This window comes from Mobilisporobacter senegalensis, assembly GCF_003752155.1.
GTDB lineage: Bacteria > Bacillota > Clostridia > Lachnospirales > Lachnospiraceae > Mobilisporobacter > Mobilisporobacter senegalensis.
In genome coordinates this window covers 136,530-153,733 of sequence record NZ_RJVG01000005.1, presented here as the reverse complement: position 1 = coordinate 153,733, position 17,204 = coordinate 136,530, and the positions used below count along the sequence as shown (strand labels likewise).

General features: G+C 35.8%; 18 protein-coding genes. 17 read left to right on the top strand and 1 reads right to left on the bottom strand.

Features of this window, described 5'->3' with window-relative positions; all coding sequences use genetic code 11:
* The first annotated feature begins 20 nt into the window (after positions 1-20).
* From EDD66_RS09775 to EDD66_RS09740, 8 genes are all read left to right on the top strand, one after another.
* The gene (locus tag EDD66_RS09775) at positions 21-386 is read left to right on the top strand and encodes a NifB/NifX family molybdenum-iron cluster-binding protein (RefSeq protein WP_123609390.1); all 366 of its coding nucleotides are present in this window, start codon (positions 21-23) and stop codon (positions 384-386) included.
* Between the two features lie 28 nt (positions 387-414).
* The gene (gene nifH / locus EDD66_RS09770) at positions 415-1,272 is read left to right on the top strand and encodes a nitrogenase iron protein (protein WP_123609389.1); all 858 of its coding nucleotides are present in this window, start codon (positions 415-417) and stop codon (positions 1,270-1,272) included.
* Between the two features lie 13 nt (positions 1,273-1,285).
* Positions 1,286-2,224 (top strand): cysteine synthase A, encoded by a 939-nt coding sequence (gene cysK / locus EDD66_RS09765; RefSeq protein ID WP_123609388.1) that lies wholly within the window; start codon positions 1,286-1,288, stop codon positions 2,222-2,224.
* A 56-nt stretch (positions 2,225-2,280) separates the two neighbouring features.
* Positions 2,281-3,621: a nitrogenase component 1 gene (locus EDD66_RS09760; RefSeq protein WP_123609387.1), complete on the top strand. Its 1,341-nt coding sequence runs from the start codon at positions 2,281-2,283 to the stop codon at positions 3,619-3,621.
* Between the two features lie 11 nt (positions 3,622-3,632).
* The gene (locus EDD66_RS09755) at positions 3,633-5,135 is read left to right on the top strand and encodes a nitrogenase component 1 (protein WP_123609386.1); all 1,503 of its coding nucleotides are present in this window, start codon (positions 3,633-3,635) and stop codon (positions 5,133-5,135) included.
* Between the two features lie 77 nt (positions 5,136-5,212).
* Entirely contained in the window at positions 5,213-6,184 is a 972-nt protein-coding gene (locus EDD66_RS09750) for an ABC transporter permease (protein WP_123609385.1), read from the top strand.
* Entirely contained in the window at positions 6,178-6,969 is a 792-nt protein-coding gene (locus EDD66_RS09745; RefSeq protein WP_123609384.1) for an ABC transporter ATP-binding protein, read from the top strand. The genes EDD66_RS09750 and EDD66_RS09745 overlap by 7 nt, the downstream gene beginning before the upstream one ends.
* Before the next feature lie 89 nt (positions 6,970-7,058).
* Positions 7,059-8,144, top strand: a complete 1,086-nt coding sequence (locus tag EDD66_RS09740; RefSeq protein WP_123609383.1) for an ABC transporter substrate-binding protein — start codon at positions 7,059-7,061, stop codon at positions 8,142-8,144.
* A 28-nt stretch (positions 8,145-8,172) separates the two neighbouring features.
* On the opposite strand, the gene EDD66_RS09735 is transcribed toward EDD66_RS09740, so the two are convergent.
* Positions 8,173-8,721: a hypothetical protein gene (locus EDD66_RS09735; RefSeq protein ID WP_123609382.1), complete on the bottom strand. Its 549-nt coding sequence runs from the start codon at positions 8,719-8,721 to the stop codon at positions 8,173-8,175.
* 191 nt (positions 8,722-8,912) lie between these two features.
* On the opposite strand from EDD66_RS09735, the gene EDD66_RS09730 reads away from it, so the two are divergent.
* The 9 genes from EDD66_RS09730 (at position 8,913) to EDD66_RS09695 (ending at position 17,195) form a co-directional block, all read left to right on the top strand.
* Complete coding sequence (locus EDD66_RS09730; protein ID WP_123609381.1) at positions 8,913-10,715, top strand: S41 family peptidase; 1,803 nt, start codon at positions 8,913-8,915, stop codon at positions 10,713-10,715.
* Positions 10,716-10,973: 258 nt separating this feature from the next.
* Positions 10,974-11,369, top strand: coding sequence for an NUDIX domain-containing protein (locus EDD66_RS09725; protein ID WP_123609380.1), 396 nt, complete (start codon positions 10,974-10,976; stop codon positions 11,367-11,369).
* Between the two features lie 42 nt (positions 11,370-11,411).
* Entirely contained in the window at positions 11,412-12,704 is a 1,293-nt protein-coding gene (locus EDD66_RS09720; RefSeq protein ID WP_123609379.1) for a dihydroorotase, read from the top strand.
* Positions 12,701-13,465, top strand: coding sequence for a dihydroorotate dehydrogenase electron transfer subunit (locus tag EDD66_RS09715; protein WP_123609378.1), 765 nt, complete (start codon positions 12,701-12,703; stop codon positions 13,463-13,465). The genes EDD66_RS09720 and EDD66_RS09715 overlap by 4 nt, the downstream gene beginning before the upstream one ends.
* Entirely contained in the window at positions 13,465-14,367 is a 903-nt protein-coding gene (locus EDD66_RS09710; RefSeq protein ID WP_123609377.1) for a dihydroorotate dehydrogenase, read from the top strand. Before EDD66_RS09715 ends, EDD66_RS09710 begins: the two co-directional genes overlap by 1 nt.
* Before the next feature lie 21 nt (positions 14,368-14,388).
* Positions 14,389-15,063, top strand: a complete 675-nt coding sequence (gene pyrE / locus EDD66_RS09705; protein WP_123609376.1) for an orotate phosphoribosyltransferase — start codon at positions 14,389-14,391, stop codon at positions 15,061-15,063.
* 98 nt (positions 15,064-15,161) lie between these two features.
* Positions 15,162-15,314, top strand: a complete 153-nt coding sequence (locus EDD66_RS18440) for a hypothetical protein (RefSeq protein ID WP_170164312.1) — start codon at positions 15,162-15,164, stop codon at positions 15,312-15,314.
* Between the two features lie 392 nt (positions 15,315-15,706).
* Positions 15,707-16,378 (top strand): hypothetical protein, encoded by a 672-nt coding sequence (locus EDD66_RS09700; protein WP_123609375.1) that lies wholly within the window; start codon positions 15,707-15,709, stop codon positions 16,376-16,378.
* On the top strand, positions 16,356-17,195 hold the full coding sequence (locus EDD66_RS09695; RefSeq protein WP_123609374.1) for a hypothetical protein: 840 nt from the start codon (positions 16,356-16,358) through the stop codon (positions 17,193-17,195). The genes EDD66_RS09700 and EDD66_RS09695 overlap by 23 nt, the downstream gene beginning before the upstream one ends.
* Positions 17,196-17,204 lie beyond the last annotated feature (9 nt).

Below are 17,204 nucleotides of genomic sequence, written 5' to 3'. Positions count from 1 at the left end.
CAGAAAGGAGAGAATGAAACATGGAATATTTAATTGGAATAGCTTCTACAGATGGTAAAGTTGTCAATCAGCATTTTGGTCGAACAAAGGAATTTATAATAGTTAGAGTGGAAGGAAACAGAGAATATCATTTTATCGGGAAACGTAAGGTCATAGCAGTATGCAATGGCGGAGAACATGATGAAAAAGCATTGGATACGTTGATAGAGGAACTTTCTGATTGTAAATATGTTTTATGCTCCCAAATTGGAAGAAATGCAGAAATAAGCTTAAGAAGCAAAGGCATTCTTTCTCTGGAAATCTCTCATTTTATTGATTATGCCATTAATAAAGTGATGAAATATGATGAAAAATTCAATAGGAATATATATGCTTTAAAAAGTTAAACAAAGGTTATGAATAGGAGATAGGAAAATGACTGAAAACAAGATAAGACAAATTGCTATTTATGGAAAAGGAGGAATTGGAAAATCCACTACGACTCAGAATTTAACGGCTGGCCTTGTGGAATCAGGGAAAAAGGTAATGGTAGTCGGGTGTGATCCGAAAGCAGATTCAACAAGGCTTTTATTAGGAGGATTACATCAAAGAACGGTTTTAGATACTTTAAGGGAAGAAGGAGAAAAAATAGAATTAAACGCTATTATGCGAACTGGTTTTCAGGGGACCAGATGTGTGGAATCAGGGGGACCTGAACCAGGGGTAGGATGTGCAGGGAGGGGGATCATTACATCTATTGGACTTTTAGAAAGGCTTGGAGCATATACAGAGGATTTAGATTATGTTTTCTATGATGTTTTAGGTGATGTTGTATGTGGTGGCTTTGCAATGCCGATCCGGGAAGGGAAAGCCAAAGAAATATATATTGTAGCTAGCGGCGAAATGATGGCTTTGTACGCAGCAAACAACATTGCAAAAGGAATTCAAAAGTATGCACTAAAAGGTGGTGTGAGATTAGGAGGAATTATATGTAACAGCAGAAATGTAGACAGAGAGTTTGATTTACTAAAAGCTTTTGCAAAAGAATTAGGAACACAGCTAATACATTTTATCCCAAGGGATAATATCGTACAGCATGCAGAAATAAGGAAGAAGACCGTGATCGAATATAATCCTAAATCAAGTCAGGCCAATGAATACAGAGAATTAGCAAAGGATATAGAAGAAAATGAAATGTTTGTAATACCCAAACCCATGACACAGGAGCGATTAGAAGAAATTCTATTTGAGTATGGATTAATGGATAATATCGAAGATGATTATAGAATTTAGGAGGAGTTAAGAAATGGCTAAATTAGCTAAGAAATTAACAGAGTTAGTGGGTAATACCCCCTTACTGCAGTTAACTGACTATAGCAAAGAGAAAGGAGTGGAAAGTAATTTAATTGCAAAGCTTGAGTATTTCAATCCGTTGGGATCTGTAAAAGATAGAATTGCTCTTGCCATGATTGAGGATGCAGAAGAGAAGGGACTTATTAATAAGGATACTGTCATCATTGAGCCTACAAGCGGCAATACAGGTGTTGGCCTTGCTTTTGTGGCCGCTTCAAAAGGATATAGGATAATACTCACAATGCCGGATACCATGTCTATAGAAAGAAGGAAATTATTATCTGCATTAAGGGCAGAATTAGTTTTAACTCCCGGGAAAGATGGTATGAAGGGAGCGATACGTAAAGCAGAAGAGCTCTCTGCCGCTTTTCCTGATTCATTTATTCCACAGCAATTTAATAATCCGGCAAATGTTTTGGTACATAAGAAGACCACTGCAGAAGAGATCTGGAGTGATTTGGACGGAAAAGTAGATATTTTTGTGGCAGGTGTGGGGACGGGAGGCACTGTTACCGGAGTTGGTACTGCTTTAAAAGAAAAGAATCCTGATATAAAAATTGTTGCTGTAGAACCATATTCTTCTCCGGTTTTATCTGGAGGGGCACCGGCGCCTCATAAAATTCAGGGAATTGGTGCAGGATTTGTACCTAAGATATTTGAGATAGATGTGGTGGATGAGATATTCAAAGTGCGTAATGAAGAGGCATTTGAAACATCTCAGGATCTATCCAGAACAGAAGGATTATTAGTTGGAATTTCATCCGGAGCAGCAGCTTTTGCAGCAACCCAAATCGCAAAACGTAAAGAAAATATATCCAAAAATGTGGTAGTGTTACTGCCGGATACGGGTGAGAGATATCTGTCAACTTCCTTATATGATTGGATTTATTAGGGGGATTATGAAAAAAGTAGAAAATTATTTTATAAATATAGTAAGGAGGCAAAAGCATGGGAAAGTATGTAGATAGACCCAGGTATGGCTGTGCATTAGGAGGAGCCCTGTCTTTGCTCAGGGCAATTCCAAGAGCTATCCCAATCATTCATTCTTCAACAGGGTGCGGTTACAATGTCTATAATGGAATCAATTCCGGCTCTGCTTATTTAGGAGGAGGATATTGCGGAGGCAGTGCATTGCCCAGCAGCAACATTATTGAAAGAAATGTGGTATTTGGAGGAGAAGACAGATTAAGAGAGCAAGTAGAAACTACACTGGAAATCATGGATGGAGATATCTATGTGATTGTTACTGGTTGTATGGTTGAAATGATTGGAGACGATATTCATTCTGTTGCCAATGAATTTGAGGAGAATGAAAAGCCCGTAATTGCAGTATCCACACCTAGCTTTCAAGGTAATTCCTATACTGGTTATGATATGGTATTCTCTGCACTGGCCAGGGAATATACCATATTTTCGGAAGATAAAAAAGAGAATAAGGTAAATATTCTTGGTATTGTCCCAGGAGAAGATGTTTTCTATAAAGGTAATCTGAAAGAAATTAAGAGAATTCTTAATTTAATAGGAATTGAAGCAAATACTTTTGTAGGAGAGGGAGAAACTTTAGATGACTTTAAGAATGCGGGAAATGGAAGTCTTAATATTATACTTTCCGATGTTTATGGAATAAATACGGCGAAGGTATTTCAGGAGAACCATAATATACCGTATATTATCACAGGGTTTCCTATCGGTTATTTACAAGTTGAAAAGTTCTTATATGAAATTGGAGAAGCATTAAATATAGACCGTGAAGTAATTGAATCTGTACTTAAGAAGGAGAGAGACATTTACTTTGATTATTTTGAAAGAATTACTGACATATACAATGATATTGATCTGCAGCGCTATGGAATTGTTGTAGCTGATGCAAATTATGCACCGGCAATTAGCAGATTTATATCGGATGAATTGGGCTGGCTGCCTCAACTAGCCATGATAACAGATTTTTTAACGGAAGAACAAAAGAAAAGAATTGAGTCAAGATTTGATAATTATGAATCTGGACTAAAACCTTATGTGGGATTTGATACCAATGCCTCATCTGTGAAAAAATATATAAGAAAGGTTTGGAAACCAGATGGAAATGAAAGATATTATGATACAATGGGCCCTGGTTTTGTGATAGGCAGTGTAATTGAACGGGATTTTGCGGAGGAATTTAATTATCCGCTTTTGTCTGTGACATTTCCCGTAACAAACCGGGTTATTTTTAATCGTTCCTATGTTGGATTAAATGGAGCTTTAACACTCACAGAAGACATATTTTCTATGTTAGTATCAGGCAGATAAGGAGGAGAAGGATGAGCTATCAAGTTGAAAACTCTGCACCAGCCAGAGAAGAACGTTTAAAAGCAGGAATTGCCTTTGGGGGAACGTGTAAAGAATTAAAATGCTGTATGAAGCAAGGTGGTTGTCTTAATGGGGCGAATCGCAGCTTCTCCCAGACTTATGGATGTCAATTTACCTTAAGCCTTGGAATACTTAATACGATACGAAATGCAGTCGTTATTATGCATGGACCCATTGGATGTGGATTTTGTTCGACAGCGACCATTGGTACCGGTAAGGCATTTAAACGATTAAGAGATCCTCAGGCAGATGGGACCATATGGTTAAGTACAAATCTGGATGAATCTGCTGTTATTGGCGGAGGAGAAGAAAATTTAAAAGAAACCATACTTTTCGCAGACAAAGAATATCGGCCGGAAACAATTCTGGTAGTAAGTTCTTGTGTTCCGGCGTTGATTGGAGATGATGTGGATAGTATTGTAGAGAATCTTCAAAGTGATGTTGCTGCGAAACTTGTGCCGGTAAATTGTGAAGGTTTTAAAACGAAAGTTATGGCAACTGCTTATGATGCTGCCTATAACGGCATCATGAAGAAATTAGTTGATCTTCCAGGAGAATGGAGAAAGCTGACGGAAACGGATAAAGAGAAGATTGACAGAGATTATAGAATTAGCAGAAAGGTAAATATCTTTAATGTTGGTTCTATGAGTCGGGCTGATGAACTTGAACTTGCAAGATTATTAAATGGGATTGGTCTGGAAGTTACATTTTTACCATGCTACTCAGAACCGGAAGATTTCTCTTTATCTCTTGAGGCGGTATTGAATGTAAGTATATGTGGAACACATGATGATTACTATCTTCAGTTTTTAAAAGAGAGATTTAATATCCCTTATATCATTGATACAATTCCAATCGGGCGTAAGAACACAGACAGATGGATTTTAAAAATTGCGGAATTCTTTCATCTGGAAGAGGAAGCAAAGCTTCTGATCAAGAAGGAGAATGAAATATTAAATGAGAGTCTGAATCCCTTCCGAAAATCTTTGAAGGGTAAGAAAGTTTTTGTAAGCGGCGGAGAAGTAAGAATTTTATCTACAGCAGAAGTCTTACAGGATCTAAGTATGGAAGTCGTTGGATTTAAGGGGCATCATATAGATAAGTTCGTGGAACCGATTTTTGAATCATTAGCAGATATTGATGATGTATCTATAAATATAGCAACTCAGCATCCATTTGAGCAGGCTAACATTGTTAGAAAATTAAATCCAGATGTTATTGTGATTCATACCGGTGGAAACAATATCACTGCAAAGCATGGTCTTCCAATTCTTCCACTTTTTGGACCGACTTATAATTATATGGGATACTCCGGCGTTTTTGAAATAGCAAGGCGACTGAACAGAGTGATCAAGAATTATCAGTTTAATAAGAATATGAAAAAATACAGAGTGTTGCCATTTAAAGAATCATGGTATGAGAAAGATCCTTATACCTATATCAAAGAAGGATAATCAAGTTGACCAAAAAGATTGGAGACTTAAATTGATATATATATTAATTTAAGTCTCCTTTTTTACAAGGAGGATGTATGACGGAAAAAAAGAATTCATTCAGGTTGGATCTTCGGGTGTTCATACCTATTGAAAGTATAAGCCTGGCATTAGTATTAAACAAACTCTTGCCGACCAATGGTAGTTATACACAAAAGGAGTATCCATACTTTACTTATTTCTTAATCTTATTATTAGCTATTTTTATTGTTATAGCAGTTATAACAGCCTTTAATAAATCTTTTCAAGATAAAATAGTTTACAAGAGCTGGTTTATAGGAGCCGCATTTTTCCTATTAAATATATATAATCTTGCAACCATAAAATTTATGGTGATTCCTAACATATATTTTCCCAGCCCGGAGATGATCTTAAAGGTATTTATTAAGGATTGGGCATTCTTATTAAAATGCCTTGGTTATTCCGGAAAACTTTTATTAACAGGTTATGGATCAGGAGCAGTCCTTGGAATTATAACAGGGATTTTAGTGGGATGGAGTAAAGGATGGAACTATTGGATTAATCCGGTGATTAAAGTAATCGGTCCAATCCCATCCACTGCCTGGGTACCTATTGCATTAGTTGCTTTTCCAACTTCGTTTACAGCCAGTGTATTCCTAATCGGGCTTGCAGTATGGTTTCCCACAACAGTTCTTACCAGTTCAGGAATCTCAAGCGTGAAACAGGCATATTTTGAGGTTTCCAGTACCTTAGGAGCTTCAACGATTCAAAATATATTTAAGGTTGCTGTACCTTCCGCAATGCCCAGTATATTTATCGGTATCTTTAATGGAACCTGTTCCTCCTTCTTAACGTTAATGACTGCAGAAATGTTAGGGGTAAAGTATGGAGTTGGATGGTATATTAACTGGCAGAAGGATATGTTGTCATATCCTAATGTATATGCAGGATTAATTACAATTGCGGTGACATTTTCCTTATTAATTACTTTACTTTTCAAAGTAAGGGATAAGATTTTAGGCTGGCAAAAGGGGGTTATAAAATGGTAAAAGATCTGAATGGCGAAATAGAAGCGATCCATATTTATAAACAATTTATCAATCCACAAGGGGAGAATATCGTTGCATTAAATGATGTAAATGTAGTTATAAGACCGGGAGAATTTATTTCTTTAATTGGACCATCCGGCTGTGGAAAAACAACTTTTCTAAGATTGGTGGCAGGTCTTGATAAAGCAAATTCTGGTAAGATTACTCTGGATGGAGAAACCATTACAAAAGCAAGTTATGAAAGAGGTCTTGTATTTCAAGATCCTACCTTATTCCCCTGGTTGGATGTAAAAGAAAATGTTGCATATGGATTAAAAACGAGAGGAGTATTTAAAGAGAAAAAGGATGAAGTGGGAGAATTCATTAAATTAGTAGGACTGGAAGGATTTGAAAAATCTTATCCCCACCAATTATCCGGAGGTATGGCTCAAAGAGCAGCACTTGCAAGAGCTTTAGTAAACCATCCCAAAGTATTGCTTCTGGATGAGCCCTTTGGAGCATTAGATGCATTTACAAGAATGAGTATGCAGGATGAATTAATTAAGATATGGAAAGACAGAGGAACTACCATGATAATGGTAACCCACGATGTGGATGAGGCAATCTACTTAAGTGATAGAATCGTTGTGATGTCAGCCAGGCCCGCAAAGATTGAGAACATCATCAATGTTAATATCAGCCGGCCCCGAGGGAGAGATATGCCTGAATTCTTAAATTTGAGGGCTAAAATATTGCAGATATTAGATTTTGCAGGAAAACGTATAGAACCCGAATATATCATATAATTCAGTTTGATGGAACAAATAAATATCAGTGAGAAGAAAGAATGAAAAAAAGATGAAAGAAAAATCAAAGGAAAGGCTTGGTACAAATTATGAGAACAAAGATAGTATCATTATTATTAATTATTATTTTATCAATGACTGCAGTGATTGGATGTGGTAAGAAAAATCAAAGCACTGATGAGGATTCAGCGCAAGTTGCCGTAGAAGAGACCACGGAAGATTCTAATGGAGAGACTGTAATAGATGGGGATAAAACTACGGATGACTATACGATTAAAGTGGGTTATGGTGGAAGTTTATGTGAAGCACCAATTCATATTGCATATGAAAAAGGATACTTTAAGGAGCAGGGAATTAATGTGGAATTAATTAAATTGAATCCCGGAACTGGTTTTGATGCAATTACAACCGGTAAAGTAGATGTAAATTTTGCATTATTAGCAAGTCTTGTAGATCCTTTATCCAATGGGCTGCCAGCTAAGATCACGACCGGAGTACATACAGGTTGTGACAAAGTGCTGGTAAAGGCCGATTCTTCCATTAAAACAGCGAAAGACTTTGTAGGCAAGAAAGTGGGTGTGGCAAGTTATACAGCCAGTCCATATGTATTTTTAAGAAGAGTATTGGCAGATAATGGTGTTGGTGTCACTGTGGAAAATTCAGAGGTAGAATTTGTAGTATATGGAGCAGCAGATCTTCCGTTAGCTTTAGAAAATGGAGCAGTTGATGCAATTGCTATGAATGATCCTTCTGCATATATTGCAGCAAATGAATATGGATTTACTACCTTGTTTAATTCAGCAACTGATAAACCATATGATGAACAATATTGCTGCTCAATATATATGAGAAATGAATTCATAGAAGCACATCCTGAGCTGGCAGAAAAATATACGATCGCAATTCAAAAGGCAAGTGCCTGGGTTCAAGAAAATCAAGAAGAAACAGCTAAGATTCAGGTGGAAAATGAATGGGTAGCAGGGGATGCTGTAGGAAATGCAGAAGTCTTAAAGACCTTTAACTATATCCCATCGGCAAAGGGAGCATATGAAGCTTTTGAAATCGTTGCAAATCAAATGCAGGAAATAGGCATGGTTAATGAAGATGTAGATATTGATAAACTGGTAACAAATAGTTTTAAACTATTTGAGGGACTTCCGGAAGAATTTAAATAAAAGAAGAAATATTTAAAGGGTTGGATGTTTATTCATCCAACCCCATTACTGTTATATAAGCTTTTTCTTCATGATCATTCTGGCTGTTGATCAGATAGAAGTTTGACTCATATTTTTCTATTGCTCTGGTCATGGCACTAGTGATATTCCAATTTTCTTCATAATTATCTATATCATAGGAATTCAAATCATCCTCCAGTGTTCTTATTGGAGCAGGATGTTCAAATGGGAATTTACCAGTGAATACATGACTTTTTCCAATGGAAATACGATATTCCACTTCATGTTCACTCATTTGATTTCTTGATTCTTTCGATCTATTCATTTCCTGTTCCATATCATTTGGTTCTACCATATTTAAGATCAGTGGATTCTCTCCAGTATGGATCAACTTTTCTCGAATAACCCGTCCACTATAGGACATATACTCGGATAAAAAATATTCAAAATTTTTTCCCATATCCAGATTAAAATTAATTTTTTCATTGGTATAATCAAATTTATCTATATGTTTTTCTAATCGGTGTAATAAGTTTCCATCACCATCCGCTATTTTAATATCGATATCTATAATCATTTTATCACCCTGAGTTTTTCTATTTACAAAGAAGATATCGGACAAAAGTAAGGATATGATAACCTTTTGGGTCGTATATATTCTGGTATATTATGAAGGGTATGGCTGGACTGTAGCAATCCAATGGATAAAATTGGTATAAAATAGTAAAAGTTTTTGGTATAATGTTAATATGAAAAGGGGTTGGTTATTTGGAAGGAAAAGCAAGCAAAAAAAAGAAATATATCATTGGAGTTATAGTGATCATAAGTATTTTAGCTTTTTCTATAATGTATATGGAAAGACAGAAGGCTAAATTACCAAAAAGATTAATGGATAAAGAATTTTTGTTGGATAGTAATATTAGAATTGATAATCTTAGTAATATTCAGGAAGAAAATCTTTATACATTAGCCAAAGTATGGGGGTTTGTAAAATACCGTCATCCATCCATTACCAGTGGTGATGTAAATTGGGATATGGAATTATTCCGAGTAATGCCAAAGGTAATTAAGGCGAAATCGAAAGAGGAAGCACAGAGATGTATGTTAGAATGGCTGAATCAGTTTCCTTTTGAGATTCCGGAGGTGAATGAAGAAGATCAGCAGGAACTTTTAGAAATAGAGAAACAAAAAATATTGGGGACGAATCTATCATGGATCGAGGATCAGTCTTTTCTTGGAGCAGATTTAAGCAGTTACCTTAAAAAGCTAAAAGAGGTTATTGTTCTAGACACTTTAAAAGCTTATGCAGTTTTTTCTGATAATGGATTGGTCAATCTAGAGACCGAATCCAGATATCAAAGTATGAAACCAGAGGATAGTGGGATGCGAATTTTATCTCTATTTCGTTATTGGAATATTGTCGAATATTATTATCCTTATAAAGATATAACAGGGGAGGACTGGAACAAGATATTGCGCAGGATGATTCCTGTATTTCTTCAGGGAGAGGACCGGCTCTCTTATGTACTTGCAGTTTCAGAGCTGACTACCTTTATCCATGATTCACATGCTTTTGTCAGCGATAATCAGTACGTATTGGAGGATTATTTGGGGCGTTATATGCCACCGGTGGAATTTTTAAATATCAATGGAGATATTGTAATCTTCAAGGTGACAAATGAGAATAGTGGTGAGAAAATACCTCTTCAACCAGGTGATATTATTCTTTCTATGGATGGAATCAGTATAGAAGACAGAATTGAAAATTGTAGAAAGTATCGATCTTTATCCGATAAAAACCGGTTTGTAAATGCATTCCGTTCTAGTCTTCTTGGAACAAAAAAACAGGAAGCCCAGATAGAAGTTTTAAGGGAAGATGAGAAAATAACATTTACAGTACCATGTACAAATAAAATGTCATCTCTTTCCGGGAATGAGAAATCAGGACTTATAGAAGATGGAAGAATTGGTTATATCAACCCGGGAACACTGAAAAAAAATCAGATAGACAAGCTCATGAAAGAATTCCAGGATACAAAAGGTCTGATTATAGATCTGAGAAATTATCCATCAGATATTATTATTATATACTGCCTTTCAGAATATCTGATTCCAGAAATTACTCCGTTTGCCCAGTTTGGTTTCTGTAATCCTTTGATACCAGGTAATTTTTATACTGTGGAATCACAGTCATCAGGGAGAGGCTTTATGAAAACTATAGATACAACTCCTGTGGATAGGCCTTTATATAAAGGAAAGGTAATCATCCTTATGGATGAAAGAACTCAGAGCCAGGCAGAATTTACAGTCATGTCCTTAAGAAATGCTCCAGAGGCGGTAGTGATCGGAAACTCTTCGGTTGGAGCGGATGGTAATGTTGTATATTTTGAGTTGCCAGGAAATATTACTACAAGTATGACAGGACTTTCTGTATTTTATCCAGATGGAAGACAGACTCAAAGGGTTGGGTTGGAACCGGACATTTACCTAATGCCTACGGTGGAAGGGGTAAAGGAAGGCCGTGATGAACTGATGGAGAAAGCAATTTCAATGATATTAGTTACAGTTTAGTCATGGAGAAAGCAGCTTACAAATTGTATGTGATGCTTGCACGCTAAATAGGATTTATAAGCAGCTTTCTATATGGCGCTCTTCCAAAGGGTGATATATTTAATGCAATCAATTTATAATAATTCATTTCAATACATTGTAAAAATATTCGTGACAAATATATCATTCATGCTATAATACTATAAAAGCATTTTAGAAATATGGTACAATACATATGAACATTAAAATAGCATAGATGAAAAACAGGAGGATCAAAGTATGGATAAATATAGAATCTTAGTTAAGGGCATCGTAGAGTACAATGATAAATATTTAATTGTAGAGAAATGGTACGATGACCGTATTATGAATCCATATCAATGGGGATTTATCGATGGCAGCATAGAATTTGGAGAAGCACCGGACAAGGCTGTGATCCGGATCATTAATGAAAATACAGGGATTAATGCTGAGATAAGTAAAATATTATATACCTGGTCCTTCATGGTTGGCGAAGTATGTAATATCGGTATCAGTTATCTGTGCCTATGTTCAATGGATGAGGTACTTTTATCAGAAGAATTGCATAACTATAAGTGGATCAGTAAGGAAGAATTTAAAGATTATATAGATAATAAAGACATTATTGACGATATTGAAAGAGCGGAACTTTAAATATAAGCAGCGAATAATCTTTGAATGAAAGGCAGGATAAACGTGAAACTTCTTATTAAACATGGACATGTACTGGATCCGTCGACGGGGATTGATGGAATCTATGATTTACTTATTGAAAATGGAATGATAAAAGCTGTGGAGAAACATATTGAGGGTGAGGCAGATGAAGTAGTGGATGCCAGTGACAGATATGTTATGCCAGGATTTATTGACCTTCACGTTCATCTAAGAGAGCCTGGATTTGAATATAAGGAAACCATTAAAACTGGTTCTATGGCAGCAGCCAGAGGAGGGTTTACGTCCATTTGTGCAATGCCTAATACGAATCCTGCTGCGGATAGTGTGGAGAGCATTGAATTTATCTTAAAGAAAGCAAAGAAAGATGCCCTTGTAAATATATTACCTGTGGGAGCAATTACAAAAGGCCAGTCAGGTTTAGAACTGACAGATATATCCGGGATGGTTAAAGCCGGAGCAATTGCCATTAGTGAAGATGGAAAATCTGTAATGGATACAAGCATTTATTTAGAGAGTATGAAGATCGCCGGTAAAGTTGGAATTCCAATACTGGCTCATTGTGAAGACAAAAGCCTGGTGGGCATTGGGGTAATGAATGAAGGAGCGAAATCAAGAGAATTAGGTCTTCCTGGAATTAGTAATGCAGTGGAAGATGTGATTGCAGCCAGAGATATCATTTTAGCCAAGGAAGCAGGAGCAAAACTTCATTTATGTCACTGTTCTACGAAAGACAGTGTCACATTTGTTAAGATGGCAAAAGAAGATCATTTGCCGGTAACAGCAGAAGTATGCCCTCATCACTTTACAATGTCCGATGATGAGATAGCTTCAGATCATGGTAATTATAAAATGAATCCACCCCTTAGAAGCAAAGAAGATGTACAAGCCCTGAAAGAGGGATTAAGAGATAATATTCTTGATGTAATTGCAACAGATCATGCGCCCCATGGTGCAGAAGAGAACAATCAATCCATGGCTGCAGCTCCATTTGGAATTGTTGGACTTGAAACGGCATTTTCATTAACTATGACAGAATTAGTAAAGGAAGGATATCTTAGTCCCATGCAGATGGTAGAAAAATTAAGCTATAATCCTGCTAAGGTAATAGGAATCGACAAAGGTAGTCTGGCCGTAGGAAAAATAGCAGATGTGGTGATTGGGGATCCCAATGCAAGGTATAAGATAGATGTAAATGAATTTGTATCCAAGGGAAGGAATACCCCTTTTGATGGAAAAGAAGTATACGGAAGAATTGAAACAACAATAGTTGCAGGAAAAGTTGTTTATAATATAACTAGGAGTGAAGAGATATGATGACCCGAAAAATCAGTACTACAATAACCAGAATTGATAAATTGGCGCAGGATGTATATAGTATGTGGCTAAAAGCGGATTCAATCGTTAAGGAAGCAAGGTCCGGACAATTTGTATCTCTTTATTGCAAGGATGGCAGCAGGCTTTTACCCAGGCCAATCAGTATCTGTGAGCTCGATAGAATGAATGGAACACTGCGTTTAGTCTACCGGATTTTAGGGGAAGGAACCAAAGAGTTTTCTACATTAAAGGAAGGGGACACGATTGAGATAATGGGGCCTCTTGGGAATGGTTTTACCTTAGAAGGAAAGAAAGCTCTGTTAATCGGTGGAGGCATAGGTATTCCTCCAATGCTTGAACTTGCCAAAGAACTTTCCTGTGAAAAGCAGATAGTACTTGGATATCGTGATGAATTATTCTTAAATAATGAACTGGAACAATACGGTAAGGTTTATATCTCAACAGAGGATGGAAGTGTTGGGACAAAAGGAAATGTAATTGATGCAATCAGGGAGAATAACCTTGATGCCGATATGATATTTGCATGTGGTCCAACACCAATGTTAAAAGGGATCAAGGCTTATGCCAGGGAATATGGCATCAAAGCCCAGCTTTCCCTGGAAGAAAGAATGGCTTGTGGAATTGGAGCATGCCTTGCATGTGTATGCAGATCAAAAGAAGTGGATTCCCATACTCATGTTCATAATAAAAGGATTTGTAAAGAAGGTCCGGTATTCTACGCCCAGGAGGTTGAACTATAATGAATTTGAAAGTAAACTTAGCAGGAGTAGGATTAAAGAATCCGGTGATGACTGCATCAGGAACTTTTGGCTCTGGAGCAGAGTATAGTGATTTTGTAGATTTAAATCAACTGGGAGCAGTAGTCACCAAAGGAGTAGCGAATATTCCCTGGGAGGGGAATCCAACCCCAAGAATTGCTGAAACCTATGGTGGAATGCTTAATGCAGTTGGATTACAAAATCCTGGTATGGATGTATTTGCAAAGAGAGACATACCATTTTTAAAACAATATGACACGAGGATTATTGTAAATGTTGTTGGTAAAACTACAGAAGATTACATTGAAGCAGTAGAAAGACTTAGTAATGAAGCTGTTGATATGCTTGAGATTAATATATCCTGCCCTAATGTAAAAGAGGGTGGAATTGCTTTTGGTCAAAATGCAAAAGCAGTAGAAGATATAACAAAAGCAATCAAGAAGGTGGCAAAGCAGCCAATTATCATGAAATTGAGTCCCAATGTTACCGATATTGTAGAGATGGCAAAAGCAGCTGAGGCAGGAGGCGCAGATGTTTTATCTCTAATTAATACGTTAACAGGGATGAAGATAGATATTCATAAGAGAAAACATGTATTAGCCAATAAGACAGGTGGATTATCCGGTCCGGCAATTAAACCGGTAGCAGTTAGAATGGTATATCAGGTATCCCGGGGGGTAAATATTCCAATTATTGGAATGGGAGGAATTATGACTGCAGAAGATGCAATCGAATTCATTTTAGCAGGAGCAACTGGAGTAGCTGTTGGAACAGCTAATTTTGTTAATCCATGTGCAACGATGGATATCATTCACGGAATAGAAGAATATATGAAGAAATATCATATATCTGACATAAAAGAATTGATTGGTTCAGTGGAATAATTGAATACGGGAGGAAGAACAATGGAACAGTATAAGAAAGAATTTATAGAATTTATGGTTGACTGTAAAGTATTGAAATTTGGTGACTTTACTACAAAGAGTGGGCGCAGGACTCCTTTCTTTGTGAATACCGGTTTTTATCGAACAGGAATGCAGTTAAGAAAATTAGGTGAGTATTATGCAAAGGCAATCCAGAATAAATTTGGTTTGGATTTTGATGTTTTATTTGGGCCGGCATATAAGGGAATACCCCTTAGCGTGGCAACAACTATGGCGATCAGTGAATTTTATGATAAAGAGATACGTTATTGTTCTAACCGTAAAGAAGTGAAAGACCACGGGGATACAGGAATCTTACTTGGAAGCCCGATTACAGATAAGGATAAGGTCATCATCATTGAAGATGTTACAACTGCAGGAACTTCTATTGGAGAAACAATGCCAATTTTAAAAACTCAGGGAAATGTAGATGTTCTGGGGCTTGTTGTATCTGTAGACAGAATGGAGCGCGGACAGGGAAGTAAAAGTGCATTGGCAGAAATTGAGGAGACATATGGTCTTAGGACAACTGCTATTGTGACAATGGAAGAAGTTGTGGAACATCTTTATAATAAACCATATAATGGGGAAATAATAATAGATGATGGATTAAAATCTGCAATCGACTCATATTATGAACAATATGGAGTAAAATAATTATTAATTAATTTGGTAATTTGCATATGCTCAACGGATCTATGTTATATGTAAATTACCATTCAAAATTAGAGAAAATTAAAATGAAGGAGACAGATATGGTGGAAAAAGTATATAAAACAATGAAATCCGTGGGAATTGGAAATCTGGTACTTGGGATTTGCATGATCGTATTAGGAGTAGGTGTTGGTGTGGCTATTATTGTAAATGGTGCAAGACTGCTCCATAAAAAATCAGATTTATTATTTTAATTTAATCATACGTATAATAAGGGTGAATAAATGCAGGGTGGCAGTTCCTTTTTAAGGATGACTGCCCTTTTTAAATGGGACTGTACTGAGGTGACTTAAATGAAATGATTCAGAAAATATTATAAAAGTTAAATTTGTATAAAATAAAAAATATCAATAAAATTTGTAAAAAACTCTTTACAAATTGTCATATCTATACTATTATTGACTTATCTAAGATATATATCTAATTTTCAATTAAATTCTTAAGATCTTTCCATGGAAAAAATCACAAATAATCCAAGTAGAAATTTTACAATGAATTAATTTAAATAGAAAGGAGAAAATTACTGTAAAGATATTGTTTCTATTTCTTTTGATCCAATTTATTTTACAGTGATGAAAAGTAATGATTGAAAAATAAAAAAATTTATGGTTTTTTTGGCACACCATCTTATGATCTTATTATTTATCTTGCCAGTATACTGAATAATCTGGGAGCACATGTTCTGGTAATAGACTATTCCCAAAAACAGGATGTAATGTCTTGTTATGTAGAGCCTGATGATAGGATTGAATTTTTTCAATATAAAGATGTGGACTACGCATCTAATTTGAAATTATCGTCTATAGAATCATTAGAATATCAGTATATTTTTGTGTATCAGGATGAGCCGGTAAGAGAAAGGGTTCCTTATGATGGGCTCTTTGTGATATCTGATCTTGGGAAATCCAGTCTTAAAAGAGCAGGGGATTTTATAAGAGAATACGATGGTAAAGTTCAATTTATTATACGGGATTTTTGCAGTGATAAATTAAATAAGCAATATATTTTAAGAGAATACTTAGAGGTTGATACAAATATTCTGGATTATAATATAATTGAACTTGACTATTATGATTATTCATATCGAATTGCAATGACACATGAATATTATCAGGGATTTCGTCATATATCCAAAAAGTACAAGTGGTGCTTATTAAGGATGGTTGAATGGATGGCGAGTCCTTCAGGAAAGTCATTATACAGGGCTTATCGGTGGGCCGAAAGGGGGAAATGTATTGGAAGTAGCGTTTTGGAGTAATATTGGGGGAAAAAATGGTGTAACAAGTAACCTTGCAGGTATTAGTATTATGCTTACTTTAGAGAAAAGATGCCCGTCAGTATTATTTGAAAATCATTGTCATATGATGAATTTAGAACGGATGCTTATTAGAAAAAGACCGTCTGGATTGCTAAAAGAAGAGGAAAATTACTTTTATGATCACATGGGAATAGATTCTCTGATAAAGAGGATACATTCCAATCAATATTCAAAAGAAACTGTTCTTAAGTCAAGTCTGAATTTTCTAAATAGTGGAATCTATTATATCCCTCAAAGTAAACTTATGAATAAAGAATTATTTGAATATGAATTAAATCAGGTAATTCATCCTTTCTTAGAACAGCTGAATGATATTTCACCCATTACTTTTATAGATACTGCAGGAAGCAGCAATTTAAGTACGAAAGTGATACTGTCCAAAGCTGATCTGGTAGTAGTGAATTTAAGCCAGGATTTACAAATTATTGATCATTTCTTTGAAAATTATTCATCTTTAACATCTAAAGCTGTATATCTCTTAGGTAATTACAATCACAATTCTAAATTCAATCTATTAAATATTCGCAGAAAATATCACATTAGCAAAGAGCAGATCGCAGTAGTACCTTATAATATAGCATTTCGAGATTCTTTAATTAGTGGAGATACCATATCTTTTCTGTTGCACAATCAAAAATGTGAACGAAAGGATGAAAATTATTATTTTATCAGAGAATTAAAGAAAGCTGCAAATATGATTTATAAAAGGCTGGGAGAGTTAAATCCTTCTCCTGATCAAAAAGCCCTGAGGGCTTAAGGAGGTGCG

Bases quoted from the DNA above. Each gene is read 5' to 3' on its own strand.
- EDD66_RS09775 (WP_123609390.1), top strand. From the start codon at position 21: ATGGAATATTTAATTGGAATAGCTTCTACAGATGGTAAAGTTGTCAAT.
- nifH (WP_123609389.1), top strand. From the start codon at position 415: ATGACTGAAAACAAGATAAGACAAATTGCTATTTATGGAAAAGGAGGA.
- cysK (WP_123609388.1), top strand. From the start codon at position 1,286: ATGGCTAAATTAGCTAAGAAATTAACAGAGTTAGTGGGTAATACCCCC.
- EDD66_RS09760 (WP_123609387.1), top strand. From the start codon at position 2,281: ATGGGAAAGTATGTAGATAGACCCAGGTATGGCTGTGCATTAGGAGGA.
- EDD66_RS09755 (WP_123609386.1), top strand. From the start codon at position 3,633: ATGAGCTATCAAGTTGAAAACTCTGCACCAGCCAGAGAAGAACGTTTA.
- EDD66_RS09750 (WP_123609385.1), top strand. From the start codon at position 5,213: ATGACGGAAAAAAAGAATTCATTCAGGTTGGATCTTCGGGTGTTCATA.
- EDD66_RS09745 (WP_123609384.1), top strand. From the start codon at position 6,178: ATGGTAAAAGATCTGAATGGCGAAATAGAAGCGATCCATATTTATAAA.
- EDD66_RS09740 (WP_123609383.1), top strand. From the start codon at position 7,059: ATGAGAACAAAGATAGTATCATTATTATTAATTATTATTTTATCAATG.
- EDD66_RS09735 (WP_123609382.1), bottom strand. From the start codon at position 8,721: ATGATTATAGATATCGATATTAAAATAGCGGATGGTGATGGAAACTTA.
- EDD66_RS09725 (WP_123609380.1), top strand. From the start codon at position 10,974: ATGGATAAATATAGAATCTTAGTTAAGGGCATCGTAGAGTACAATGAT.
- EDD66_RS09715 (WP_123609378.1), top strand. From the start codon at position 12,701: ATGATGACCCGAAAAATCAGTACTACAATAACCAGAATTGATAAATTG.
- EDD66_RS09710 (WP_123609377.1), top strand. From the start codon at position 13,465: ATGAATTTGAAAGTAAACTTAGCAGGAGTAGGATTAAAGAATCCGGTG.
- pyrE (WP_123609376.1), top strand. From the start codon at position 14,389: ATGGAACAGTATAAGAAAGAATTTATAGAATTTATGGTTGACTGTAAA.
- EDD66_RS18440 (WP_170164312.1), top strand. From the start codon at position 15,162: ATGGTGGAAAAAGTATATAAAACAATGAAATCCGTGGGAATTGGAAAT.